This is a genomic window from Ruegeria sp. HKCCD6157, from assembly GCF_013110685.1.
GTDB lineage: Bacteria > Pseudomonadota > Alphaproteobacteria > Rhodobacterales > Rhodobacteraceae > Ruegeria.
In genome coordinates this window covers 70,140-93,012 of sequence record NZ_WVRB01000005.1, presented here as the reverse complement: position 1 = coordinate 93,012, position 22,873 = coordinate 70,140, and the positions used below count along the sequence as shown (strand labels likewise).

Annotated in this window: 25 protein-coding genes; 13 read left to right on the top strand and 12 right to left on the bottom strand. The window is 60.1% G+C overall.

Going from position 1 to position 22,873, the window contains the following annotated elements:
- Positions 1-65: 65 nt before the first annotated feature.
- The 5 genes from GS612_RS15530 to GS612_RS15510 are packed head-to-tail and all read right to left on the bottom strand — an operon-like array spanning position 66 to position 5,696.
- On the bottom strand, positions 66-605 hold the full coding sequence (locus GS612_RS15530) for a hypothetical protein (protein ID WP_171641579.1): 540 nt from the start codon (positions 603-605) through the stop codon (positions 66-68).
- Entirely contained in the window at positions 592-2,433 is a 1,842-nt protein-coding gene (locus tag GS612_RS15525) for a glycerophosphodiester phosphodiesterase family protein (protein ID WP_171641577.1), read from the bottom strand. Before GS612_RS15525 ends, GS612_RS15530 begins: the two co-directional genes overlap by 14 nt.
- Before the next feature lie 56 nt (positions 2,434-2,489).
- The gene (locus GS612_RS15520; protein WP_171641575.1) at positions 2,490-2,942 is read right to left on the bottom strand and encodes a DUF6173 family protein; all 453 of its coding nucleotides are present in this window, start codon (positions 2,940-2,942) and stop codon (positions 2,490-2,492) included.
- A 4-nt stretch (positions 2,943-2,946) separates the two neighbouring features.
- A complete protein-coding gene (locus GS612_RS15515; protein ID WP_171641573.1) occupies positions 2,947-3,993 on the bottom strand; it encodes an MBL fold metallo-hydrolase in 1,047 nt (348 codons plus the stop codon).
- Positions 3,993-5,696: an acyl-CoA dehydrogenase gene (locus GS612_RS15510; protein WP_171641571.1), complete on the bottom strand. Its 1,704-nt coding sequence runs from the start codon at positions 5,694-5,696 to the stop codon at positions 3,993-3,995. The genes GS612_RS15515 and GS612_RS15510 overlap by 1 nt, the downstream gene beginning before the upstream one ends.
- Positions 5,697-5,834: 138 nt before the next feature.
- On the opposite strand from GS612_RS15510, the gene GS612_RS15505 reads away from it, so the two are divergent.
- Positions 5,835-6,785 (top strand): L-threonylcarbamoyladenylate synthase, encoded by a 951-nt coding sequence (locus GS612_RS15505; protein WP_171641569.1) that lies wholly within the window; start codon positions 5,835-5,837, stop codon positions 6,783-6,785.
- Here the strand turns inward: GS612_RS15505 and GS612_RS15500 are convergent, their stop codons facing one another.
- On the bottom strand, positions 6,786-7,340 hold the full coding sequence (locus GS612_RS15500; RefSeq protein ID WP_171641567.1) for a YqgE/AlgH family protein: 555 nt from the start codon (positions 7,338-7,340) through the stop codon (positions 6,786-6,788).
- A 145-nt stretch (positions 7,341-7,485) separates the two neighbouring features.
- Here GS612_RS15500 and GS612_RS15495 point away from each other — a divergent pair, with 145 nt between their 5' ends.
- Together GS612_RS15495 and GS612_RS15490 are read left to right on the top strand one after the other, a co-directional pair.
- A complete protein-coding gene (locus tag GS612_RS15495) occupies positions 7,486-8,298 on the top strand; it encodes a protein-disulfide reductase DsbD domain-containing protein (protein ID WP_371809354.1) in 813 nt (270 codons plus the stop codon).
- A 4-nt stretch (positions 8,299-8,302) separates the two neighbouring features.
- Positions 8,303-8,752, top strand: a complete 450-nt coding sequence (locus GS612_RS15490) for an NUDIX hydrolase (protein WP_171641565.1) — start codon at positions 8,303-8,305, stop codon at positions 8,750-8,752.
- On the opposite strand, the gene GS612_RS15485 is transcribed toward GS612_RS15490, so the two are convergent.
- From GS612_RS15485 to GS612_RS15460, 6 genes are all read right to left on the bottom strand, one after another.
- The gene (locus GS612_RS15485) at positions 8,719-12,120 is read right to left on the bottom strand and encodes an efflux RND transporter permease subunit (protein ID WP_171641563.1); all 3,402 of its coding nucleotides are present in this window, start codon (positions 12,118-12,120) and stop codon (positions 8,719-8,721) included. The two genes, GS612_RS15490 and GS612_RS15485, sit on opposite strands and share 34 nt — an antisense overlap.
- Positions 12,121-12,125: 5 nt before the next feature.
- Complete coding sequence (locus GS612_RS15480; protein ID WP_171363537.1) at positions 12,126-13,574, bottom strand: efflux RND transporter periplasmic adaptor subunit; 1,449 nt, start codon at positions 13,572-13,574, stop codon at positions 12,126-12,128.
- Between the two features lie 106 nt (positions 13,575-13,680).
- Complete coding sequence (gene moaB, locus GS612_RS15475) at positions 13,681-14,223, bottom strand: molybdenum cofactor biosynthesis protein B (RefSeq protein ID WP_152456776.1); 543 nt, start codon at positions 14,221-14,223, stop codon at positions 13,681-13,683.
- A 6-nt stretch (positions 14,224-14,229) separates the two neighbouring features.
- On the bottom strand, positions 14,230-14,850 hold the full coding sequence (locus tag GS612_RS15470) for a LysE family transporter (protein WP_171641561.1): 621 nt from the start codon (positions 14,848-14,850) through the stop codon (positions 14,230-14,232).
- Entirely contained in the window at positions 14,847-15,446 is a 600-nt protein-coding gene (locus GS612_RS15465) for a metallophosphoesterase (RefSeq protein ID WP_171641559.1), read from the bottom strand. Before GS612_RS15465 ends, GS612_RS15470 begins: the two co-directional genes overlap by 4 nt.
- Positions 15,443-16,210: a uracil-DNA glycosylase family protein gene (locus GS612_RS15460; RefSeq protein WP_171641557.1), complete on the bottom strand. Its 768-nt coding sequence runs from the start codon at positions 16,208-16,210 to the stop codon at positions 15,443-15,445. The genes GS612_RS15465 and GS612_RS15460 overlap by 4 nt, the downstream gene beginning before the upstream one ends.
- A gap of 159 nt (positions 16,211-16,369) precedes the next feature.
- Here GS612_RS15460 and GS612_RS15455 point away from each other — a divergent pair, with 159 nt between their 5' ends.
- The 10 genes from GS612_RS15455 (at position 16,370) to GS612_RS15410 (ending at position 22,840) form a co-directional block, all read left to right on the top strand.
- Positions 16,370-16,558, top strand: coding sequence for a hypothetical protein (locus tag GS612_RS15455; protein ID WP_171641555.1), 189 nt, complete (start codon positions 16,370-16,372; stop codon positions 16,556-16,558).
- A 409-nt stretch (positions 16,559-16,967) separates the two neighbouring features.
- Entirely contained in the window at positions 16,968-17,903 is a 936-nt protein-coding gene (locus GS612_RS15450; RefSeq protein WP_171641554.1) for an aspartate carbamoyltransferase catalytic subunit, read from the top strand.
- Positions 17,900-18,418 carry a hypothetical protein gene (locus tag GS612_RS15445; protein ID WP_171616874.1) on the top strand — a complete coding sequence of 173 codons (519 nt, stop codon included), beginning with the start codon at positions 17,900-17,902 and terminating at the stop codon, positions 18,416-18,418. Before GS612_RS15450 ends, GS612_RS15445 begins: the two co-directional genes overlap by 4 nt.
- Entirely contained in the window at positions 18,403-18,789 is a 387-nt protein-coding gene (locus GS612_RS15440) for a hypothetical protein (protein WP_171616876.1), read from the top strand. Before GS612_RS15445 ends, GS612_RS15440 begins: the two co-directional genes overlap by 16 nt.
- The gene (locus tag GS612_RS15435) at positions 18,786-19,238 is read left to right on the top strand and encodes a hypothetical protein (protein WP_171616878.1); all 453 of its coding nucleotides are present in this window, start codon (positions 18,786-18,788) and stop codon (positions 19,236-19,238) included. Before GS612_RS15440 ends, GS612_RS15435 begins: the two co-directional genes overlap by 4 nt.
- Positions 19,235-20,515: a dihydroorotase gene (gene pyrC / locus GS612_RS15430; RefSeq protein WP_171641552.1), complete on the top strand. Its 1,281-nt coding sequence runs from the start codon at positions 19,235-19,237 to the stop codon at positions 20,513-20,515. The genes GS612_RS15435 and pyrC overlap by 4 nt, the downstream gene beginning before the upstream one ends.
- Positions 20,515-21,120, top strand: coding sequence for a glycerol-3-phosphate 1-O-acyltransferase PlsY (gene plsY, locus GS612_RS15425; RefSeq protein WP_171206089.1), 606 nt, complete (start codon positions 20,515-20,517; stop codon positions 21,118-21,120). The genes pyrC and plsY overlap by 1 nt, the downstream gene beginning before the upstream one ends.
- Positions 21,117-21,386: a hypothetical protein gene (locus GS612_RS15420; protein WP_171233158.1), complete on the top strand. Its 270-nt coding sequence runs from the start codon at positions 21,117-21,119 to the stop codon at positions 21,384-21,386. The genes plsY and GS612_RS15420 overlap by 4 nt, the downstream gene beginning before the upstream one ends.
- A gap of 183 nt (positions 21,387-21,569) precedes the next feature.
- Positions 21,570-22,046 carry a YHS domain-containing (seleno)protein gene (locus GS612_RS15415; protein ID WP_171119757.1) on the top strand — a complete coding sequence of 159 codons (477 nt, stop codon included), beginning with the start codon at positions 21,570-21,572 and terminating at the stop codon, positions 22,044-22,046.
- 260 nt (positions 22,047-22,306) lie between these two features.
- On the top strand, positions 22,307-22,840 hold the full coding sequence (locus tag GS612_RS15410; protein WP_171641550.1) for an outer membrane protein: 534 nt from the start codon (positions 22,307-22,309) through the stop codon (positions 22,838-22,840).
- Positions 22,841-22,873: the final 33 nt, after the last annotated feature.

Sequence of the window (22,873 nt, the reverse complement as noted above, 5' to 3'; positions counted from 1 at the left end):
GATTGATCTGTTGGATAATAGAAAACAGAACGCCTGTCACCACGTCATTCGCGCGCAGGACGCTGTTACTTGAGAACCGAACAACCGGGATACCCGAACCCCCACCGCCAGGGCAGGCCGCTGCACGGCCCGCCACCGAATCGCACCGCCCCGTACATTGCATCCGCAGTGATCGCGTGCACGCTGCGAATCTGTTCAGGCGACATGTCGTACTGGTCGGCATAGTCCTCGGCATGGTTGTCTCCGTGCTGCACCACACAGGCGTGCAAGGCGTCATCCGCTGCCAGACGTGCCTCATAGCTTTCGTTGGCTGTCTCTGCACCGCCCGCATTGTGATATACCCGGTCGTGGATGACGCAGCAGTACTCCCACGGCGGGTGCTCTTGATATAGCGCGCCAACCTGTGGGAATTGCTTTGCCACCCAGCGCCAACTGGCTGACAACCCGCCTGAACAGCCATCGGTTTCAAACGGCGTCAGTTCGGCGCCCTCGCTTTGCTCGATCAGGGCACGGTGGCCCGGCATCTCAAATCCGCGCATCAGATCCTGTGCCCATGCCGACAGTGGTAGCAGAGACAGAAACAGCGCCATATCAAGGACTTTCATCGCGCATCACCTCTGTATCGACCTGCAATCCAAAGGTGGTTGCCAGCCACAGCAACAGCCGCTCGCCCGGCCCCATTTCAGCGCGTATGCGCAAAACCTCATTGGCCATGGCCGGGCGGTCGGTAATCAAACCATCCACACCCATCGAGGCCATCCTGGACATCTGCAACGGATCATTCACCGTCCAGACATAGATATCCTTACCAGCGTCCTGCACTTTGCGGATCAGCCCGGGTGTAACCATGCCTGCATTGACGGCGACAAATTCACCTTCCAACCCCGACAGATCCCCAATGGCCGTGGCCGCCAGCACACCAGAGCGCCAATCGGGCCGCAACTTTTCCATCTTTTGCACGGCCGGGTATTTCAGCGACATGGTGGCAACGTCGTTCTGCATCCCAAGTTCTTCGACAAGGCCGATCACCCGATTTTCCAGATCGACGTCGTGACCATAATATTTCAGCTCGATAAGAACCTTCGACTTACCTTTGGCCGCTTCCAGTACCTCTCGCAGGGTCGGGGTCCGCTCTGCGGCGTATTCCGGTCCGAACCAGCTTCCGATGTCGATATCAGCCACATCCTGCATGGTCGCATCCCAGACCTTCAGGTTGACGCCGGCCAATTTCATGAAATCGCTGTCATGGGCCACGACAACCACATCGTCCGCCGTTTCCTGAACGTCTATCTCAACCCAGTCCGCACCATCTTCTATCGCTTTCAGGACCGAGGCCATTGTGTTTTCAGGTCGCAAAGCCGCAGCGCCCCGATGGCCGATGACCTCGGCTTGATCCGGCGCCTGCACGCGTTCCAGCAAGCTTTGCCCAAGCCAGAAGCCAACGCCCAACGCGGCCAAGGCCGCCGCGACAGTGACAAGAACCGGCACGCGGATCCTTCGGGGTTCGGGATGGGGAACGTCCTTGGTCTCAGCTTCAAAGAAACCGTCCAGCAAGACCGCCAATGCGCCCAGCGCCGTGGCCGCCAGAACCAAGCCCGCCAGGGACCAAAGCCCCGCAATGATCAGGCTGAGGATCAATGCCAGTCTGAGGCTGCCGCCTTCCTGCAAGGGCACAACCGCAAACAACAGACTGGCCACCGCCGCAATCAAAGCCGCAATCACAAGCCGCAGTCCCAGCCAAAGGGCAAGCTCGATCTTCAAACGCCCGCGCTTGCCTTCCATCTTTTGTTCGCTTTTCGCGAATGCTCCGCGTGGTGAGGCCCCCTCGAACAGGACCAGATGCAACGCCAGCGCCCATCCCGACAGACGGCGGATCAACACCCATGCCAACGCAAGAACGACAAGCCCGATCAGAACCACGGCCACCTGAAAGGCCGGAGGGTGGAATGTCAGGTAATAATTGATGTCATATTCCGTCAGCGTCCACCATGCGATCACCCCCGCGACGGCCACAAACGGCAAGGCAAGCAGCAGAACGCGCAGGATGAACCGAACGGCAAATCCGAACAGCGCCGGAAAGCGGGACAGGTTCAGTGCCAGTGCCGCACTGCCTGCGCGCCAAGGGTCGTTTTCTCCCATACGCAAGGACCCGGCCATGACCGCGAACACAAGAACCTCGGCCAGCAAGAACAGACTGAGCACAGCAACACCCGCGATGAACCCTGCCGGAGACAGCAGGAACATCGCAATGTCCTGATCGGTCAGAGCGGTCTGATTTGACAGAGAGACCGCCAGATTGACAGCCACAGCCACACCCGGCGCGATCAGCGCCACCAGCAGCAAGCGCACTGCGACATAGATTGGCACAAAGACCCGGCGCCGTTCCCAGGCACCTGCATAGGCATGTGTTACTGCTTGAAAAAATCTTGTCACGTGGGCGCCTCCGGACTGATGCAGTCATTCAAAGGCGCGCAAGCGTGAATTGCAAGTCAGCTGTCTTCCAGATCCGCCGCCAGACGGAAACCGATTCGGTTGGCGGGTTTGTCCTCGACCGATTTGGGCAGGGCGCGCAGCATCACGTTCAACTGGCTGACATGCTGCACCAATTGCGTGCGGGCCCCGGTTCCGTCGGATCCGTAAAAGGTGATCATGTCGGGGTCGAAATACCCCATCCCTTCGATCCGCATGACGCCGGCATCGCCACCGGTAAAGCCCATGGCGACTTCGTGATTGCCGTCCAGCGTCTTTTCAAAGTTCTGGATATACATGATCAGACGCTCGTAAGCCCATTGCGCCGGGCTTTTGTTGACAACAGGCTTCTTCAACCCCTCGGGCAGGTCCTTGGCTCCGGATTCGGCATTGGGATCCGCGTGCACCTCGTGACACCGCGGCAAAGCGGCGGCTTCGGCGGCCTCGGCCGAGGTTTCGATCTGGTCCTGCATTCTTCTACCCTTTGCGCTGATACAGCCATGCCCCGTCAGCGCGTTGCGTCCGGGTTACCGCACCAATGTGGTAGAGATGATTCACATGCGCAACCGCCTCAACCAGCGCAAGCCCATATTCGCCTTCGCGGATCGTGCGTTTGAACAGTGGCAGAAAACAATCTGCGGCCGCTCTGGGTTGATCCAGATGCTTCAACAGGCGGTCCAACGCGCCGTGATGGTTGTCGATCAGCTGTTTCATCCTCAGCGGCAGGCCCGAAAACGGCAGCTTGTGCCCGCCCAGAACCAGATGATCGGGCCGAGCAAGCGTCTGCAACCGCTCGCAGGCTTCCAGCCACGCTGAAACCGGATCGGCCATCGGTTCCGTGGCATAGACGCCCAGATTGGGACTGATCGAGCTGAGAATCTGATCGCCGCTCAACACCAGATTGTCGTCACGGCTCCAGAAGGTGGCGTGTTCCGGCGCGTGGCCATTGCCCATATGAACATCCCAGTCGCGCCCTCCCATTCGGATCACGTCGCCCTGCTTGATCCGAGCAAAGCCCAGCGGCATGGGGTAAACCGTGTCGGCAAAGTTGAACGGACGATCCTTCATCCGCGCCTTCAGAACCTCGGGTGCCATGCCGGCGTTGCGATAGAAATCAAGCGTTTCCTGCGGCCATGTCTCCTGCACATCCAGCGTCAGCATCCGCGCGAACAGCCATGAGGTGCGGCTTGTGACCAGCTCGGCCCCGTTTTCCGACTGAAACCACCCGGCATTGCCGACATGGTCAGGATGATGGTGCGTCACCACCACACGGGTGATCGGTTTGCCTTTCAAAGGCCCGCCCATCAGGGTTTCCCAGATACGCCGCGTTTTGTTCGACGACAGCCCGGTGTCAATCACCGTCCAACCTTCGCCATCGTCCAGCGCGTAGATATTGACGTGATCCAGCGCCATCGGAAGAGGCAGGCGCATCCACAGCACACCCTCGGCAACTTCGACGGCTTCACCCGGCGCAGGCGGTTCCGCCCACGGATATCTGATCCCCGATACGCGATCCCCGTCCATCACGCCGCCAACTCATCCGGGCTGAGCGAAAAGAGGTCATCCGCGCCGCTTTGCACCCGCGCCAGAAGCCCGGAATGCTCGGGCAACAAGGCGTTGATGTAGTAGCGCGCCAGTTTGGCCCGTGGTCCTTCCGGATCAGCCAGTGCCGCGGACAGGTGATAATGCCCGCCAAGAACCCGGGCAAACGCCTGAAGATAGGACGTTGCGCCTGCAAATCGGTCGTTCATGTCGTCTTGTGCCACCAACCATTCGGTTGCCTCGCGCAGGGTTTCTGTTGCCTCCCACACTGGACCGGCCAGATCGGGCATCGTCGTGCGCGCGTGCTCGGCCTGTTCTTCGATCTCGTCCAGAAGGTTCGACGCCGCCTCGCCCCCGTCCATCATTTTGCGCGCAACAAGGTCCATGGCCTGAATGCCGTCGGTTCCCTCGTAAATCGCGGTCACGCGAACATCGCGGGAGTATTGCGCCGCGCCTGTTTCTTCGACAAAGCCCATGCCGCCATGCACCTGTACGCCGGTTTCGGCCACGCGTATCCCGGTCCGGGCCCCAAAGTTCTTGCCGATTGGCGTCAACAACGCGGCCCGCGCGGCCCAATCGGCGTCGCCGGTGGCTTTCGCCATGTCAATCGCGGTCGCGTTGGCCAGAAGAATCGCCCGAGCTGCAAAGATATCGGCGCGCATATCCATGATCATGCGACGCACATCCGCATGATCGATGATCTTACCTAAAGGCGTCCTGCCCTGCTTGCGTTCCAGCGCATAGGCCAAAGCATGCTGATAGGCGCCTTCCGCAACGCCCACACCTTGGCCACCCACGCCCAGGCGGGCGTTGTTCATCATGGTGAACATGGCCGCCATACCGCCATGTTCCTTACCGACAAGCCATCCTTTGGCGCCGTCATATTGCATCACGCAGGTGGGAGAGCCATGCAGGCCCATCTTGTGTTCGACGGAAACAACCTTCAGGTCGTTGGCCACGCCGGGATTGCCATCCGCATCGGGGATGTATTTCGGCACCAGAAACAAGGAAATGCCCTTGGTGCCGGGCACACCGTCCGGCAGGCGGGCCAGAACCAGATGGCAGACATTTTCAGCAAAGTCGTTGTCGCCCCAGGAGATGAAGATCTTCTGCCCGGTCACCGAGTATGTGCCATCACCATTTGGCTCAGCCTTCGAGGTCAGCGCGCCCACATCCGATCCGGCCTGAGCTTCGGTCAGGTTCATGGTAGCAGACCATTCACCCGAAATCATTTTGGGCAGATACAGCGACTTCAATTCGTCGCTGGCGTGATGTTCCAACGCCTCGATCTGGCCCTGCGCCATCAGCGGAGCAAGTTGCAGCGACAGGCAAGCGGCGCTCATCATCTCGTTCACGGCAGTGGTGACAGCCATCGGCAGGCCCATTCCGCCAAATTGGGGATCAGCGCTGATCCCGATCCACCCGCCTTCGGCAATCGCCTTCCAGCCATCGGCATAACCCGGAGAGCTGCGGAGCACGCCATTCTCAAGCCGCGCCGGTTCCAGATCACCGGCACGCTGCAACGGGGCCAGAACCTCTTCGCTCATCTTGGCCGCTTCGGTCAGGATGGCAGTGACGACATCAGCGCTGGCATCTGCAAAAGTCTCGGTGGCGGCGACCTGGTCGAACCCGACGACATGGTCCAGCAGAAATTGATAATCTGAGATTGGGGCGCGATATGGCATGATTTCTCTCGGGGTCTAACGGATCAGAATACATCGGCGGGCTTGGAATCAAATGCAAGCGCCGGTAAGCGTGTGGGCCTGAACCGATTACGTACCTTACCTCAAGTTCCAGGCAACCAAAACGCGGCGTCATCAGATATGATCTCATCCGGCACACAGGAATTGACGGCAGATCCCGGCGGCATCGCGCAGGCTGCCGATTTTTTGCGCCAGGGTCTTCTGGTCGCTTTTCCGACCGAAACGGTCTATGGCCTTGGCGGCGACGCCCGCAACGGACAGGCCGTCGCATCGATTTACGAGGCCAAGGGACGGCCCAGCTTCAACCCGCTGATCGCCCATGTCGCCTCGGTCGAAGCGGCCCAGCGCTTTGTGCAATGGTCGGATCTGGCCGAGCAGCTGGCACAGGCCTTCTGGCCCGGTCCTCTGACCCTGGTTTTGCCGTTGCGCGAAAGGCACGGGGTTTCCTCGCTGGTGACCGCCGGGCTGGACACTCTGGCCGTGCGGGTACCTGCGCATCCGACGGCGCGTGCGCTGCTGGCCGACTTTGACGGGCCGGTCGCGGCCCCTTCGGCCAATCCCTCGGGTCAGATCAGCCCCACGACGGCGGCTCATGTGTGGTCCGGTCTTGGCGGACGGATCGCGGCTGTTCTGGACGACGGCCCCTGTGCGGTGGGTCTGGAATCCACCATTGTGGGTCTGGCCGGAGAGCCCACATTGCTGCGTCCTGGCGGCGTTGCGTTGGACCGGATCGAAAGCGTGCTGAACATGCACCTGCACCTGCACCAATCCGGCGATCTGCTGACCGCTCCGGGGCAGTTGCAGTCGCATTATGCGCCCGACGCCCCGGTCCGCCTGAACGCCACTGCGCGTCACGGGGATGAGGTTCTGCTGGGCTTTGGGCCAGTGGATTGCGACCTGAACCTGTCTGTCGATGGACGTCTGACCGAGGCGGCCGCGAACCTCTTTGCAGCCCTTCACAGATTGAACGAGACCGGCCGACCCATTGCCGTATCTCCGATCCCGAACACCGGATTGGGAGCTGCAATCAATGACAGGTTGCGCCGTGCCGCTGCGCCGCGCGACAGCTGATCAGGCCCGGCCTGCGCTGGCGGACAACGTCAGAGGGTCCACCCCGAGCGTCGCCAAGGCAGCTTCCCATTTTTCGTCATCAGGCACGTCGAAGACAAGTTTTGTCGTCGCTTCGGTGGTCAGCCAGCCGTTCATCGCGATTTCGTCCTCAAGCTGACCCGGCCCCCAGCCGGAATAGCCCAGCGTCAGCATCGAATTCAGTGGTCCGCTGCCAGAGGCCAGATCTTCAAGCACATCCAGCGTCGCCGTCATGCTGAAATCCGTGGAAATATGCATCGAATGCAGATTGGCCTCATAATCGGCGCTGTGCAGGACAAATCCGCGCGACATCTCGACCGGGCCACCGAAATGCACAAGGCGCTCTCCGATCACCGGGATACGGCAGGCGATGTTCAGTTGCCCCAGCAACGTCTTGATTCGCAGATCCGAAGGCTTGTTCACGATCAATCCCATGGCGCCATCGTCGCCATGGCTGCACATATACACCACCGAATGGTCGAATCGCGGATCGCCCATTCCGGGCATCGCAATCAACAGTTTTCCGGTCAGGTCCATGGGCCGTCATCTCTTTGTCAGTTCACGTCAACAATGGCCCTGCCGCACCCCGGTTTGCAAGAGACCAACCCGTATTTCGACAGATTTCAGCGCGGTGACCGGATCGTGACTTGGAATCCGCGCCATCGACGCGCATTTATGGGGTATGAAGATGCCGATCAAACCCACCGCCGTCGCCGCGCTCGCGTGTCTGAGCCTGTCCGTCCCAGTTGCCGCGCAAGACTTGGACAACGTGGTTCGGCTGGATGTTCTGGATGGTGGACGGACGACCAACGGCACCTATATGTCCGCGTTGAAACTGACGCTCAAGGATGGCTGGAAGACCTACTGGCGCGCGCCAGGAGATTCCGGCATCCCGCCCGAGTTCGACTGGAAGCGATCCAGCAATGTCGGCCAGGTGGAAATCATCTGGCCCTCGCCCGAGGTCTTTGACCAGAATGGCCTGCAATCGATTGGCTATGAAAATCAGCTGGTCCTGCCCATCAAGGTCACTCCGCGCAACCCGGCAAAACCGGTCCGTCTGAAAGGCAGGATGGATCTGGGGGTCTGCAAAGACGTTTGCATCCCGGAACGCCTGGATTTCGACCACACGCTGGACGCCGAAGCTGATCGCAACCCGGCGATTGCCGCAGCGATGGCGCAAAGACCCTATTCCGCGCGCGAAGCCCGTGTCACCAAGACCACCTGCAATCTGACGCCCACGAAAGATGGGATGCGGATCGAGGCACGGATGACGATGCCGTCCGCGGGTGGTCGAGAAGTCGCCGTGATCGAACCCGGCAATCCTTTGCTATGGGCCTCGCAACCCGTATCTCAGAGGCAGGGGGATACATTGGTGGCCGAAGCGGAAATCATTCACACATCAGGTGCACCTTTTGCGCTGGACCGATCCGAGATCCGGATCACCGTTCTGGGATCCGACCACGCGGTGGATATTCTGGGCTGTAGCGCGGGCTGAATGCATGAGCCAATCCCCCAAGATCGGTGCGTTGGCGGTTGTTCTGCATCGGGACAAGGTTCTTCTGGTTCAGCGCAGCAAACAGCCGGACAAAGGGCTGTGGGGGTTCCCCGGCGGCCATGTAGAGTGGGGTGAAACCGTTTTGCAGGCGGCGCAGCGCGAGTTGCGGGAAGAAACCTCGGTGATTGCGGAACCGTCTCATTACCTGAGAAATCTGGATCTGCTGCGTCACGACAAGGCGGGTCAGGTTTTGTCCCATTACCTGTTGGTCGGCGTTGCTTGCCGCTATCTCTCCGGCAAACCACAGGCTGGTGACGACGCGCTGGATGCCCGCTGGTTCGCTATCGAGCAGATACGCCGGGGCGACCTGCCGATGAGCGCGCGGGTCATCGACCTTTTGGAACACGCGATCCGCGCGGATCAGGCATCGGCCGATCTTGTCAGCCGCCCATAAAGCAAACCTGACAGGATCACGCTCAGGACCACGATCAGAATTGCCCCGGCCAGGAATGCACCCAACCCCATTCGCAGCACCGCAATGCCATCTCCACCCGCATAGAGGCCTTGCAGCACGCCAAGCGGTGCGCCTGTAACCGCGGGCCAAATCATCGTCAGGCCGAACCAAACAGCCAATGCGGCCCCGGTTGCCGCCAGCGCCCCGCGAACCACCCGGTCGGGTGCCCGCGCGGCACGGCGCATGGCTGTCATAGGACGCGCCACGTCATTGAGGATCGCCAACAGGGCAGGCACCAGGATCAGAACCAGCAACATCCCGAACCCAAGCCCGTAAACCAGCGTGATCACGGTCGGCTTGAGGAATTGCGCTTGTTGCGAGCCTTCGTAAAGCAACGGTGCAAGTCCAAGAACCGTGGTCAAAGTGGTCAACATCACGGGACGCAACCTGTCCGCTGCACCTTCGACAATGGACGGAACCAGACCACGGTCTCTTTGATACGCATCTATCGTCGTCACCAGAACGATCGAGTCGTTGATGATGATCCCCGTCATGCCCAGCAACCCGACCACCGTGAACATGCTAAGCGGCACATCCCAGATGTAGTGGCCCCAGATCGCACCAACGAGGCCAAAAGGTATGATTGCCATGACCACCACAGGCCGTGTCCAGCTGGCGAACACCCAGGCCAGAACAAGGTAGATACCTGTCAGGCACAGGATCAAACCGGTGCGGGCTTCGGCAAGGAATTCATTTTCCTGTTCGCTGAGGCCCGACATGCGCCACTCGACTTGCCGTTCGGCAGCGATATTCGGCAGGATTTCTTCCTGCATCGCCCGTTCGATTTCAGCCGCGCGTGCCGGGTCATCCTCGGAAATGTCGCCATAGACCGAAACAACCCTCAGACCGTTTTCGCGCCGAACCGTCGAGAAACCGGATTCACGCTCGACCGAAACGATGTCGGCCAGCGGTACGTAAACCCCGTCAGGAGACCGCATGAGCGTACGCTCGAGGAAATCAGCCGTCAGTTCGCCTTCAGGCAGTTCCACACGGATCTCGGCACTGCGTGGCCCGTCCGGGAAAGTCGCCGCTTCGATACCGTTCAGGCGATTGCGCAGGGCGCGACCAAGCGTTTCAATCCGGAAACCCAGCGCCTCTCCCTGTGCAGTCAGGTCCAGGATGAACTCTTCCTTGTCATATGTCAAAGTGTCCTCAAGCGCCGAGACTTCGGGAAGCTTCGACAGCGCAGTTTGCAGATCTTCTGATGCGGCTTTCAGGACATTTACGTCCGAACCATAAAATTGCACATCGATAGCATCGCCGCCGGGGCCGGACCGCCAACCACGGAAGCTGATCACTTCGACCTTGGGGTGACGCGGTACGAAATCCTGTAGCTCACCCACAAACTCAAAACTCGAATATGGGCGCAAATCGGCGTCGATCAATTCAATCGAAATGCCTCCCAGCACACTGCCGTCCTTGCCGTCAGCCGCAGCAAGCGCACGCCCGGCATTGCCGCCGACCTCGGCCAGGACATAGTCGATCGGATTGCGCCCATGACGCTCTTCATAGATCTGGCCCAGGTCATTGACCGCCTGTTGCAGAAGGCGCATCATTTCCAGCGTATCTGATCGCGTCGAACCTTCGCGCATGATAAAGCCGCCGGTCACCGAACTTCGCTCTGGTGCATTGAAAAAACGCCAATTCACGTCGCCGCGAATGAACAGCGCAACCTGGCTGGCCAATACCGCGATCATCAGCGCCACGACGACGTAGCGCGCCCATATCACCCAGGCGATCAAGGGACGGAACAGGTGATCCCGAACCCAACGGAAACCACGATTGACGACCCGGTTGGGCAGATCATACCAGTGTTCCTTGGCCGAATGCGCGATGGCGTGCGCCATGTGATTGGGAAGGATCAGAAAGCATTCGACCAGCGAAGCGATCAAAACGGCGATCACCGTAAAGGGAATGTCGCGGATCAATTCTCCGAAACGTCCGCCCACCAGGGTCAGGCCGAAAAACGCAATTACCGTCGTGACAGTCGCAGCCAGCACCGGCATGGCCATCCTCCGCGCCGCACGTTCTGCTGCCACAACGGGCGGCTCACCCAAACGCCGGGCGCGGAAATCCGCGTGTTCCCCTACCACGATGGCGTCATCAACCACGATGCCCAGCGTGATGATCAGGCCGAACAGCGAGACCATGTTCAGCGACAAGCCCCCCAGATACATCAATGCGATTGCGGCCGACATCGCCACCGGGATACCCGCCGCAACCCAGAAAGCGATGCGCGCGTTGAGGAACAAGAACAGCAGGCAGACGACAAGGCCAAGACCCATCAACCCGTTGTTGACCAGGATGTTCAATCGGTCGGTTATGGCCTGGGCGCGAGTGCGGATCAGCTCAATCTTCACACCTTCGGGCAAGCTGGCCTGCATTTCACGGGCAACATCTTCGACCTTGTGCTGGATGTCTATCGCATCACCCAGGTTTGACCGGTCAACCCGGATGGACATGGCCGGATCGTCGTCGACGAAATAACTGCGATGCCGTGTGACACCTTCGACCCGAATCCTGGCGATATCACCGACCTTCAGCTTCGACCCGTTGGCAAAGGTCCGCAGCGCGATGTCTTCGATCTGTTCCGGGGTCCGCTTTTCGGTTCCGGCCCGGATACGCGCACCTGCGCCCTCAACCTCACCAGCGGGATCGGTGCTGACCTCGGCCGCAATCGCCGACGCGATCTCTTCCATGGTGATGTCATTTGCGATCAATTGCGCCGTGGTGATCTCGACAATGATCTGGGGCGCGGCAATGCCCCTGATTTCGGTTCGCGTAACCCCTGCCGAGAACAAGCGGTTGATGAACTCATCCGTCAGCTTCGCCAGTTGATTGGTGTCGGTGGGGCCACTGATAACGACATCCGTAACCCGATCCCGCCAAGCGCCGCGTCGAATTTCAGGTTCTTCCGAGCCTTCGGGCAGATCCGTCACACCGTCTATGGCGGTCCGGACGTCTTCGACCGCGCGGGACATGTCCCAGTTCGGCTCGAACTCCAGTCTGACGCGGGTCCAACTTGGGTGGGAACTGGCCTCGGTACTGGTTACCCCTTCAACGGCCAGCAGCGCAGGTTCCAACAACTGCACGATACCGGCATCCATGTCCTCGGGGCCTGCACCTTCCCACGAGACGGTGACATCAACCCGTTCCAGAATGACATCCGGAAAGAACTGCGCCCGCATGTTCGGGATAGCCGCTGCACCCAGAACCAGCATCACCAGCAGCAGCAAATTGGCGACCGTCCGGTGCCGTGTGAAGTAACTGAGAAGGCCACCCGCTGCGCCAGGTATCTCGCGCATCATGACGCTCAGCCCCCGGCCTTGGTTTCAATGCGCCGCACCAGAGATGAAGGGACGCGCGCTTCCCGCAACTGACCGAGAACCTGAGTTTTTTCATCCTGAGGCATGGATTCGTTGGCCTCGACCCGGGCCACGAGTTCAGCGCGTTTCGCATCTGACAGTTCGACCATACCCGGGTCTGCCCCGGCCTCAAGCCGCAAGGGCCGCACCCGCACGCCAGATCCAAGCAACGGCGTGCGTCCGATGACAACCTCGCGCCCTTCCAACCCTTCGCCCCGCAGCAAAACCTCGTCACCTTGTCTGCGGACAAGCTGCACCGGCAAACTTTCCAGACGGTCATCCGTACCCAGCACCAGAACCGTTCCCGATGCGTCCAATGCCGAAGACGGCAAGCGGAACACATTGGCAAGCGGTTGTTCCTGAACCGAGACGGTGACGAAATCTTCGGGCTTGAAACCGGATGCCTCTTGCAGACGCGCATAGATCAAACGTCCGGTCTGACCCTCGCCCGCAGAACCGCTGTCGCGGCTGATATGACCAGTCGCGGTCAGATCGGTGCCCGTCACCTCAAGAGAAACCGTGACCGGTGCGTTGATCAGCCTGTCATTCTCGTCCAACAGACGTACATATTGTGCCGTCGACACCCGGAACGCCACTTCAAGAGCGTTTGGATCAACCAGTTCAGCCAGTTTTTCATTCGCCGACACCAACCGCCCTTCCACAAGCGTCACATCGGTCAGCGTACCGCTGAATCCGGCCCGAATGGTCATATCGTCAAGATCGCGTTCGGCTGCCTCCAAGGCGATCACCGCCCGCGCCAACAACGTCGTTGCCTGATCGACGCGGGATTCAGCCTGTGCAAGCGCGATACGGCGCGCCAGCACAGCCTGTTGTGCCGAAGCAGCCGCCAGTTCCGCCTCTTCCACGCTGGCGGCGGCGCCTACCCCTCGGGACTCCAGATCGCGTTGCCGTTGCAGCGCCCGTTCCCGCAGTTCGGCTTGCGCCTCGGCCGATTTCAATTCGTCCTGCGCCAGCAGCAAAGACCGTTCGGCATCACGTTCTTCGAATTGTGCGTCCAATAGATCGGACTTGGCCCGATCCAGCGCGGATTGGGCATCCGCCGGATCCAGTTCAACCAGAACTTCCCCGGCAGTCACCGTTCCGCCATCCACGAAATCCTCTGCCAGGGCGACAACGCGGCCACCCAGTGCCGCGCGCAATTCAAGTCTGCGCCGGCTCTGGACCTCTCCGAATGCTTCGAGATATGGGATTACGGTTTCCGCTTCGGCCTGACGTACGGCAACCGCAAAGACCCGTTCGCGGGCGGCGGGCGCCTGGTCCTCACGCGTCAGGACGTCCTGAACGGCACCCATGATGATCTGCGCGGCAATAAACAGCAGAGCAAGCGTCAGGAACGCCAGAAAGATACCGACAAGACTCTGCCGTAGAAATCGCATCAAACAGTTACCCCGGTTGCACCAAGCTGCCGTCCACAACATGTAGCCGGATCACGAATTATGCCAAGCCACAAAGCGGTTATACGGAATTGAACGTACGACCAGTCTACTTCCGTCGCAGATGTTCGTCCAATCTGGGCATTATTTCCACAAAATTGCAGGGGCGATGCCGGTAATCGAACTGTTTTTCCAAAATCCCATCCCACGCATCCTTGCAGGCCCCCGGGCTGCCGGGCAATGCAAAAAGGTATGTTCCCCCCGCAACCCCCCCGGTTGCACGGGACTGCACCGCCGAAGTGCCGATTTTCTCCATCGAAATGATGGTGAAGACAGTAGCGAATGCGTCGATCTCTTTTTCGTACACGTCCCGATGCGCCTCGACGGTCACGTCCCGCCCCGTCAGACCCGTTCCACCGGTCGAGATCACGACATCGATCTGTTCATTAGCCACCCATGCCCGCAACTGATCGGCGATCTGGTCGCGCTCATCCCGGATGATCTGGCGATCCGCAACAACATGGCCCGCTTTTTCGATCCGGTCCACCAATGTCTGCCCCGAGCGATCTTCGTCCATCGATCGGGTGTCCGAAACGGTCAGAACGGCAATTCTGACGGGGATGAACTCCTTGGTTTCGTCAATGCGTGACATCTTGCGTCAGGCCCTTTCCATCATGACAAGCCGGATCGCGAGGGCGGAATATATACCCCCTGTGACCCAACCAATAATACGCGAGGCGCGCGGGTTGCCGATCAGCACCTTGCCTGCCCCGCCGGCAAAAATTCCGACCAGCCCGTTCACCAAGAACCCGCCAAACGAGATGATCAGCCCAAAGATCAGGAACTGCACCAGAACCGATCCCGCAGTCGGGTCGACGAATTGCGGTATGAACGCCAACACGAACAGAATGACCTTGGGATTGGTCAGGTTGACCAACAACCCATCCCGAAAGGCCATGCGCGTCGACCGCATAGGCGCATCCCCTGTCGAAGCGCCGTTCCGGACCGCTCCCCAAGCCAGATACATCAGGTAAGCGGCACCCATCCAGCGGATCACTTCGAAAAGCCAGGGCAGCGCCGACACCGCAGCGCCCAGCCCAAGCCCTGCCAGCAGCACGTGAATCATCGAACCCACGGACACGCCGGCGCTTGCCGATACCGAAGGCCACGCCCCGGATCGCAGCCCTTGGCCAAAGCAGAACATCATATCAGCACCGGGCGTCAGGTTCAGTGCCAGTGCCGCTGGAACAAAGACCAGCAAAGTCTGGAATTCGATCACGCATCCACCTCAAACCAACTTGGCATCGGGCCCAGATTGGCCAAATGCGTTCGCCCCAAGGACCCGCGATAGCCCCAGCTTTCATGCACATGACCGAAGAACGCAAATCCCGGCTGAAGGCGTTCCACCGCATCCCGTATGGCAGTCGATCCGACCGAAAGGCCTTGCGATGTCTGATCCCCATACCCTTTGGGCGGAGAATGAACGATCAGGACATCAGCCGTTTCACACCGGTCGAGCATCTCGGTCGCCTCACCTTCCGTCAGGTCACAGGACCAGTCTCCGAACGGAGTCGGTGGTACGCCGTAGCCAAGACCAAACAAGCGCAAGCCGTCTATGGTCATGCCAGACCCATGCAGGACATGAACACCGTCCGGGGCCGCATTGCCCAGTTCTTCTGCGCTTTCCGCGTTTCCCGGGATCAGGACCAGCGGGGCCGAAATGCCGGACAGCATCTGCATCGCTTGGTCCAGCCCCTGACGCGAATTGCAATAATCACCGGCACCGATGACAAGATCAGCCTCGGCGCTGGCGGCAACAAGATCGGCTGCCCGGTTGCGCGCCATGTGCAGATCAGAGAATGCCAGAACCTTCATGTTGCACCTCGCAGCCGCGCTTTCAGTTCCAGCAGATCCGCCCAGGCCTGCCGTTTCATCTGCGGTTGCCGCAGCAGGTAAGCCGGGTGGAACATCGGAATCACCGGCAGATTCATTGCCTGATCCCATTTGCCGCGCAGGCGGGTGATGCCGCGTTTGCCCAGCACCGCCTGACAACTGATATTCCCCATCACAACCAAAACCTCGGGTCTGGCCAAGGCCACGTGGCGTTCCAGAAACGGCTTCATCATCCCGATCTCTTCGGGCTTGGGGTCGCGGTTCTGCGGCGGCCGCCATGGCAGCACATTGGTGATATAGACGTTCTCGCGACGATCCAGTTCAATTGCCGCCAGCATCCGGTCCAGCAACTGACCCGCACGGCCGACAAAGGGTTTGCCCTCGCGATCCTCATCGCGACCCGGCGCCTCGCCGATGATCATCACGCGCGCGCCGGGGGTCCCGTCGGCAAAGACCAACTGCCGCGCGCCGCGCTTGAGCTCGCAATGCTCGAACGCGTCCATCGCTGCGCGCAGCTGATCCAGCGATCCCGCGCCCCGTGCTGCGGATCCCGCGATTGCTACCGGGTCCACATCCCTTGGCTTTGCCGGGGCGGCGGGGGGCGTTTCCGGTTTCCTGGGTTTGGCCGAGGTGTCGGGCAAAGCGTACCGGTCAACCGGCACATCACCGATTGCCTCGGTCGCGCCCAGTTCGATCTGCCATTCCAGCAGCGCCCGCGCAGAATAATAGTCCAAGCCCGATTCCATAGGGATAACTTACCCGCCTGAGGGCTGAGGGAAAGCGAATAGGGCTTGATCGGTCGCTCTGTCGCGCCGACCATCGGCATGCGATGCTCAGATTTCTGCGATTCCTCATCATTGGACTAGTGCTGGTTGTCACCGATGATCCGGCATGGGCCACATTTCATGACAAACACGGGCAGTGCCGTGCGGGTCAGTTCAAATGTGGCAGCACATGTTGTTCAGGCGGGCAAAGATGCAGTTTTGATGGCCATTGCATTCCACTGGGCGGCACCTATTGCGGCGGCGGGCGCAGTTGCGGTCCGTTCGAACGCTGCGTCGCTGGTGGACTCAGATGTGCGCCCGCAGGCCTGAACAAATGCGCATCGCGGCTGGATTGTCCGGGCGACAGTTTTTGCAATGGCCGTGGCGAGTGTGAACGAAGCGCACCGGAACTGGATACGACGCCACCGACCACATGCGCTGATGGCAGAACCTGCGCGCGCGGTTCGGCCTGCCTGCCCGGCGGGGGCTGCTCGCGTCCGGGGTGGTTCCTGTGCGAGGAAACCGGATCACAATGCCGCCCCGGTTTCAAATGCTCGGCGCATCAAGGCTGCGTACCGATCAAGGCCATCGACTGCGGTTATGGCAAATGGTGCAAGCCGGGCCAGCAATGCCTGCCCGAAGGCGGCTGCGAAAAACTGCCTGAGGGTACGGAACCTTAGGTTGCCTTGCGCCGCCCGGCTTCCTATAAGCGGCGCGATTGTCAGACAGGAGCCCGCCCATGCGTTTCGCCCATCGTCACCTTCTTGGCATCGAGCATCTGTCGCAATCCGATATCACCGACATTCTGGATCTGGCCGAGACCTATGTCGACATGAACCGCCAGTCGACCAAGCATTCCGACGTTCTGTCGGGGCTGACCCAGATCAACATGTTCTTTGAAAACTCGACCCGCACGCAGGCCAGTTTCGAACTGGCGGGCAAGCGTCTGGGTGCGGATGTGATGAACATGGCGATGCAGGCCAGCTCGATCAAAAAAGGCGAGACCCTGATCGACACCGCGATGACGCTGAACGCGATGCACCCGGATCTTCTGGTGGTGCGGCACCCGCATTCCGGCGCGGTCGATCTGCTGGCGCAGAAGGTCAATTGCGCCGTTCTGAACGCCGGTGACGGCAAACATGAACACCCCACGCAAGCCCTGCTGGACGCCCTGACCATCCGTCGCGCCAAAGGTCGCCTGCACCGGCTGAGCATTGCCATTTGCGGCGATGTCGCCCATTCCCGCGTCGCCCGATCGAACCTGATCCTGCTGGGCAAGATGGAAAACCGCATCCGCCTGATTGGCCCGCCGACGCTGGTGCCCAGCCAGTTCGCCGAGTTCGGGGCCGAAATCTATGACGACATGAACGAGGGCCTCAAGGACGTTGACGTCGTCATGATGCTGCGCCTTCAGAAAGAGCGGATGGATGGCGGGTTCATCCCCTCGGAACGCGAATATTACCACCGCTACGGTCTGGACGCCGCAAAACTGGCGCAGGCCAAGCCGGACGCGATCGTGATGCATCCCGGCCCGATGAACCGCGGGGTCGAGATCGACGGCACGTTGGCGGACGACATCAACCGATCCGTCATTCAGGAACAGGTGGAAATGGGCGTCGCCGTCCGCATGGCCGCGATGGATATGCTGGCCCGCAACCTGCGCGAGGCCGCATGAACGATCTGACCGTCGCCCCCCACGAACGCGGCGTTTTGCGCCTGTTCACGCTGGACATGCGCCCGGAAGAGGCGAAGTTCCTGCGCGAACCGGGTGCCGCCGATCAGGTGCTTGGGGTCGACGGGCTGGATTCCAGCCATATCGATATTTTCCCGGTCTCCGACCTCGAAGAGCTCGGCCTGTACGGCTACATGACCGAGGGCTGCGGCGTGTCTGCGGACCAGCTGGACCGGAACGCTCTGGCCTCTGTCGACGGTTGGGTCATGGTCCTTCGCAGCGCGGCTTTCAACGGACACCCGGCGACGCTGAACCCCGATCCGCGCCTGCGCCTGATCGGCCTGTTCACGGAAGAGGCCACGAACTGGACCGGGGGGATCATCGAAACCGAAAGCGCCAAACCCTTTTCCGCCCCGCAAACCGTCACAGCGGGTGACACCCCCCGCCGCGTCGGATCTGCCATTCTGGCACTGGTCGCGCTTGTGGTCATCGGAGGCATCTTATGGCTGATCCTGTGATCTTCGCCCCGGACAAAGGGGCCTATATCCGCACAAATGCATGGCTGGCTGCCGTTGCCATGGCCGGTGCAATGGCCGTGCTGTGGCTGATCGGCAATCCTTACGTCTGGACCGGAGCCCCAGCTGGCCTGGCCGCCATCGGCATACGCGCGTGGTATCTGGCCTCGGAAGAACTGGTCTCGAATTGGCAATTGTCAGACACCGCGCTGACCGGTCCCGGCGGACGCAGCGTGCCGCTGAACCAGATCACCGCCGTGAATATCATGGGCAGCTTCGTCCAGGTTGTCACCAAAACCGGCGACAAGCATCTGATCAAATACCAGTCAGACCCGGCCGCCACCAAAGCCGCGATTGAAAGGGCGATGGGATGAGCGACGAATGGTGGCGCGACAAGATACCAGAGGGCGAACAGGTTCTATGGTTCGGGCGGCCGCATAACGGTTTCTTCCCACCTCATCTGGGTTGGTCCTACAGGATTCTGATCGGCTCTGTCGGTCTGGCGTGGTTCGCCAGCCCGTGGATTGTCGACTCGGTGCGGGATTTCTGGAAGCTGCTCAGTTGCACGGGCGTGCTGGCATTCGTGATGTGGGCGGACCGCTTTGTTCGCTCGCAACGCGTTTATGTTGTGACGCCGCAGAACGCGTGGCAAGTCAACAAAGAACTGAAAACCAAAAAACTTGAAATCAACCGGTTCCTGAATTTCCGCACTGTGCCCTCAGCGGTGGTTTTTAACCGCCACCCCTTTTTCAGATTCGACCATCTGCCCGACCCGGATGCCGCGTTGGCCGCGCTGACCCAAGCCCGAGAGACCCATACATGACCGCCCTGATCTTCACCAACGCCCGCCTGATCGACCCTGAAACCGGCACGGACAGTCCCGGCTGGATGCAAATTGCCGACGGCCTCATTCACGGCAAGGGCAACGGCGACGCGCCCGTTGCTGACGCCCAGGTCATCGACTGCGGGGGCAAGTGCCTCGCCCCCGGCATCGTCGATATCGGCGTCAAGGTGTGTGAGCCGGGCGAACGGCACAAGGAAAGCTACAAGTCTGCAGGCCTCGCTGCCGCAGCCGGTGGTGTCACCACCATTGTCACCCGCCCGGATACACTGCCTGCGGTCGATACGCCAGAAACGCTGGAATTCGCGACCCGGCGCGCGCAGGCGGATGCGCCGGTCAACGTGCTGCCGATGGCCGCGCTGACCAAGGGGCGCGAAGGGCGTGAGATGACGGAAATCGGGTTCTTGCAGGACGCAGGCGCCGTGGCCTTTACCGATTGCGATCACGTCATCACCAATACCAAGGTGTTTTCCCGCGCACTGACCTATGCGAAATCCTGCGGCGCGCTGGTGATTGCCCACCCGCAAGATCCGGGCCTGAGCCATGGCGCCGCGGCCACCAGCGGCAAATTCGCCGCCCTGCGCGGATTGCCTGCGGTCTCGCCCATGGCCGAGCGCATGGGGCTGGACCGTGACATCGCGCTGTTGGAAATGACGGGCGCGGCCTATCACGCCGACCAAATCACCACCGCCCGCGCCCTGCCCGCGCTGGAACGGGCCAAGCGCAACGGGCTGGACATCACTGCCGGCACCTCGATCCATCACCTGACGCTGAACGAACTGGACGTGGCCGACTATCGTACCTTCTTCAAGGTCAAGCCTCCGCTGCGGTCCGAGGATGACCGGCAGGCGGTGATCGAGGCGGTGCGCACCGGCCTGATCGACACGATCAGTTCGATGCACACGCCGCAGGACGAAGAAAGCAAACGCCTGCCGTTTGAAGAGGCCGCCTCGGGCGCGGTGGCGCTGGAAACGCTCTTGCCGGCGGCATTGCGCCTGTATCATGCCGACCAGTTGGACCTGCCGACCCTGTTCCGGGTGATGGCATTGAACCCGGCCAAACGGCTTGGTCTGGAAAGCGGCCGATTGTCGGAAGGCGCGCCGGCGGATCTGCTTCTGTTCGACCCGGATGTGCCTTTTGTGCTTGATCGCTTTGCCTTAAAATCCAAATCTCAGAACACGCCATTTGACGGCCAGCGGATGCAAGGTAAGGTCATTTCGACCTATGTTGCAGGTAAAGAAGTGTTCCGGAGTTCCTAATGCCCCCGATCGACAACTCGACCAGCGAACTGCTCCAGTGGGCGGTGGTTGGATATCTCTTGGGCTCCATTCCCTTCGGCCTGCTGCTTGCAAAGGTCATGGGGCTGGGAAATCTGCGCGAAATCGGATCCGGAAATATCGGCGCAACCAATGTCCTGCGCACCGGCAACAAAGCCGCCGCGGCGCTGACCTTGCTGTTCGACGCGGCCAAGGGCGCGGCGGCGGTTCTGATTGCCCGTGCTTATGCCGGAGAAGACGCCGCGCAGATCGCAGCCCTTTTTGCCTTTCTGGGTCATTGCTTTCCCATCTGGCTGGGTTTCAAGGGCGGAAAAGGCGTGGCCACCTTTCTGGGCCTCTGGCTGGCGCTGGACTGGCGCGTCGGAGTTGCGTGCTGTCTCAGCTGGCTGGTGGCGGCGGCGATCTGGCGGATATCCTCGGTCGGAGCACTGGCCGCGGCCGCGCTTTCAACGACCTGGGTGCTGGTTCTGACAAACGGACAATCCTTTATCCTTGGGATTATCCTGACCCTTCTGATCTATTGGCGTCACAGCACCAACGTCGCACGGATCAAGGCCGGGACTGAACCGAAAATCGGAAAATCGTGACACCGCCGGACGCTTTCGTTTCCGCGTTTTTCGCACTGCCCGAGGGCAGGTTTGCCGGTACATCGGGGAATCGGCGCTATGTCGTCGTGCGCCAACAGATGGCAAAGGGGAAATCCCACAAGCTGGTTGCACGCGAACTGGGCGGCACCGACTATATCAGCATGAATCTGTATCAGACACGCATCAGCGGCGCGCTGCTGAGGCCTTGTGAAATGGCGGCCAGCAAAGTCATCGCGTTTGTTCTGGATTTTGAACCGGACGCGTAATGTCAGGCCTGCATTTTTGAACAGACGTTCCTCTCTGACGCACAATCACGATTCATTGTTTTGAACGTGATCCGCCTGCTTCCCAGATCGCTGTCGTGACGGTCAATTACGGGCCACACAGGACAACAATCCGGGGCCTTCGATCCGCACACAGACGAGGCTCCTTTCACGAAAGGTGGAACAATGAACAAGTTTAAATCTCTGATCGGTGGCGTCGCTCTGTCCGTTGCACTGGCAACATCCGCACTGGCCGCTGGAGTGGACATCAACGCAAGCTCGACCGGTCTGGCCATGCAGGGTTATGACCCGGTTGCCTATTTCACCGTCGGTGAAGCGACCAAGGGCGACTATCGCATCACCGCGCTACACGACGATGCGCTGTACCGTTTCTCGTCCGAGGAAAACAAAGCCGCCTTCGAAGCCAACCCGGAAGCTTACCTGCCTGCCTACGGCGGCTATTGTGCCTTTGGTACAGCCATGGGCTTCAAGTTCGACGGTGACCCGAACCACTGGAAAATCGTCGACAACAAACTGTACCTGAACTTGTCGGAAGACATCCAGGAACGCTGGGAAGGCGACATCCCGGGCTTTATCGAAAGCGCAAGTGCAAACTGGGAAAACATCGCGGACAAGACCCCTGCTGAATTGCAAAAGCAATAATCCGCCTAAATCTTCAGCTGTGTCGGCGGCGGAATGTTCCGCTGCCGCATATCGTTTGAAGACCTCTCATCTCTACCTATCTCATCAGTATCAGAAGTGCCCGATTTCAAAGGCCCCCGGCGTGTCTTGTCACGTTTCAGAGGCAAAATTCGGGCAGGGGTTCGTAGGTATCACTGATCCGATGACGTCCGCGGATCGTAACTGTCTGCATAAGTGAACCGAATTTCACTGGAGCAGAGTGACAATCGAAAGGAAATGAGATGACTTTGAAATTGGCTCTCATCACTACTGTCGCAACCGTGGTCGCGGGATCGACAATGGCACAATCCTCGGGCAACTGGACCGGGTTTTATGGCGGTCTGCAACTGGGTTATGCCGATGTAGACACCAGCCTGTCCGGTGTCGATGGCGATGGCGCGATCGGTGGTATCATCCTGGGCTACGACTATGATCTGGGCGACTGGGTCGTTGGCGGCGGATTTGACTATGACTGGACTGACGTGGGCCTGTCCGGCGCCGCAACTGTCGAAGATGTCTGGCGGTTGAAGGCGCGCGCCGGCTACAAGGTAAACCCGCAAGGTTTGCTGTACGGCACGGCAGGCTACGCCGAAGCGGGCACCGACACCCTGGGCAGTGATGACGGGTGGTTCATCGGCGCAGGCTATGAACAGATCGTGGCCCCAAATGTGAGTATTGGCGGAGAACTTCTGTACCACGAATTCGATAACTTCAACGGAAACAATGTGGATGTCGACGCAACCACATTGCAGGTTCGTGTCTCTTACCGGTTCTGAACGGCACTCCGGATAAAGTTGAACCCGGCCTGA

Bases quoted from the DNA above. Each gene is read 5' to 3' on its own strand.
- GS612_RS15530 (WP_171641579.1), bottom strand. From the start codon at position 605: ATGAAAGTCCTTGATATGGCGCTGTTTCTGTCTCTGCTACCACTGTCG.
- GS612_RS15520 (WP_171641575.1), bottom strand. From the start codon at position 2,942: ATGCAGGACCAGATCGAAACCTCGGCCGAGGCCGCCGAAGCCGCCGCT.
- GS612_RS15515 (WP_171641573.1), bottom strand. From the start codon at position 3,993: ATGGACGGGGATCGCGTATCGGGGATCAGATATCCGTGGGCGGAACCG.
- GS612_RS15510 (WP_171641571.1), bottom strand. From the start codon at position 5,696: ATGCCATATCGCGCCCCAATCTCAGATTATCAATTTCTGCTGGACCAT.
- GS612_RS15505 (WP_171641569.1), top strand. From the start codon at position 5,835: ATGATCTCATCCGGCACACAGGAATTGACGGCAGATCCCGGCGGCATC.
- GS612_RS15500 (WP_171641567.1), bottom strand. From the start codon at position 7,340: ATGGACCTGACCGGAAAACTGTTGATTGCGATGCCCGGAATGGGCGAT.
- GS612_RS15495 (WP_371809354.1), top strand. From the start codon at position 7,486: ATGAAGATGCCGATCAAACCCACCGCCGTCGCCGCGCTCGCGTGTCTG.
- GS612_RS15490 (WP_171641565.1), top strand. From the start codon at position 8,303: ATGAGCCAATCCCCCAAGATCGGTGCGTTGGCGGTTGTTCTGCATCGG.
- GS612_RS15485 (WP_171641563.1), bottom strand. From the start codon at position 12,120: ATGATGCGCGAGATACCTGGCGCAGCGGGTGGCCTTCTCAGTTACTTC.
- GS612_RS15480 (WP_171363537.1), bottom strand. From the start codon at position 13,574: ATGCGATTTCTACGGCAGAGTCTTGTCGGTATCTTTCTGGCGTTCCTG.
- moaB (WP_152456776.1), bottom strand. From the start codon at position 14,223: ATGTCACGCATTGACGAAACCAAGGAGTTCATCCCCGTCAGAATTGCC.
- GS612_RS15465 (WP_171641559.1), bottom strand. From the start codon at position 15,446: ATGAAGGTTCTGGCATTCTCTGATCTGCACATGGCGCGCAACCGGGCA.
- GS612_RS15460 (WP_171641557.1), bottom strand. From the start codon at position 16,210: ATGGAATCGGGCTTGGACTATTATTCTGCGCGGGCGCTGCTGGAATGG.
- GS612_RS15455 (WP_171641555.1), top strand. From the start codon at position 16,370: ATGACAAACACGGGCAGTGCCGTGCGGGTCAGTTCAAATGTGGCAGCA.
- GS612_RS15450 (WP_171641554.1), top strand. From the start codon at position 16,968: ATGCGTTTCGCCCATCGTCACCTTCTTGGCATCGAGCATCTGTCGCAA.
- GS612_RS15445 (WP_171616874.1), top strand. From the start codon at position 17,900: ATGAACGATCTGACCGTCGCCCCCCACGAACGCGGCGTTTTGCGCCTG.
- GS612_RS15440 (WP_171616876.1), top strand. From the start codon at position 18,403: ATGGCTGATCCTGTGATCTTCGCCCCGGACAAAGGGGCCTATATCCGC.
- GS612_RS15435 (WP_171616878.1), top strand. From the start codon at position 18,786: ATGAGCGACGAATGGTGGCGCGACAAGATACCAGAGGGCGAACAGGTT.
- pyrC (WP_171641552.1), top strand. From the start codon at position 19,235: ATGACCGCCCTGATCTTCACCAACGCCCGCCTGATCGACCCTGAAACC.
- plsY (WP_171206089.1), top strand. From the start codon at position 20,515: ATGCCCCCGATCGACAACTCGACCAGCGAACTGCTCCAGTGGGCGGTG.
- GS612_RS15415 (WP_171119757.1), top strand. From the start codon at position 21,570: ATGAACAAGTTTAAATCTCTGATCGGTGGCGTCGCTCTGTCCGTTGCA.
- GS612_RS15410 (WP_171641550.1), top strand. From the start codon at position 22,307: ATGACTTTGAAATTGGCTCTCATCACTACTGTCGCAACCGTGGTCGCG.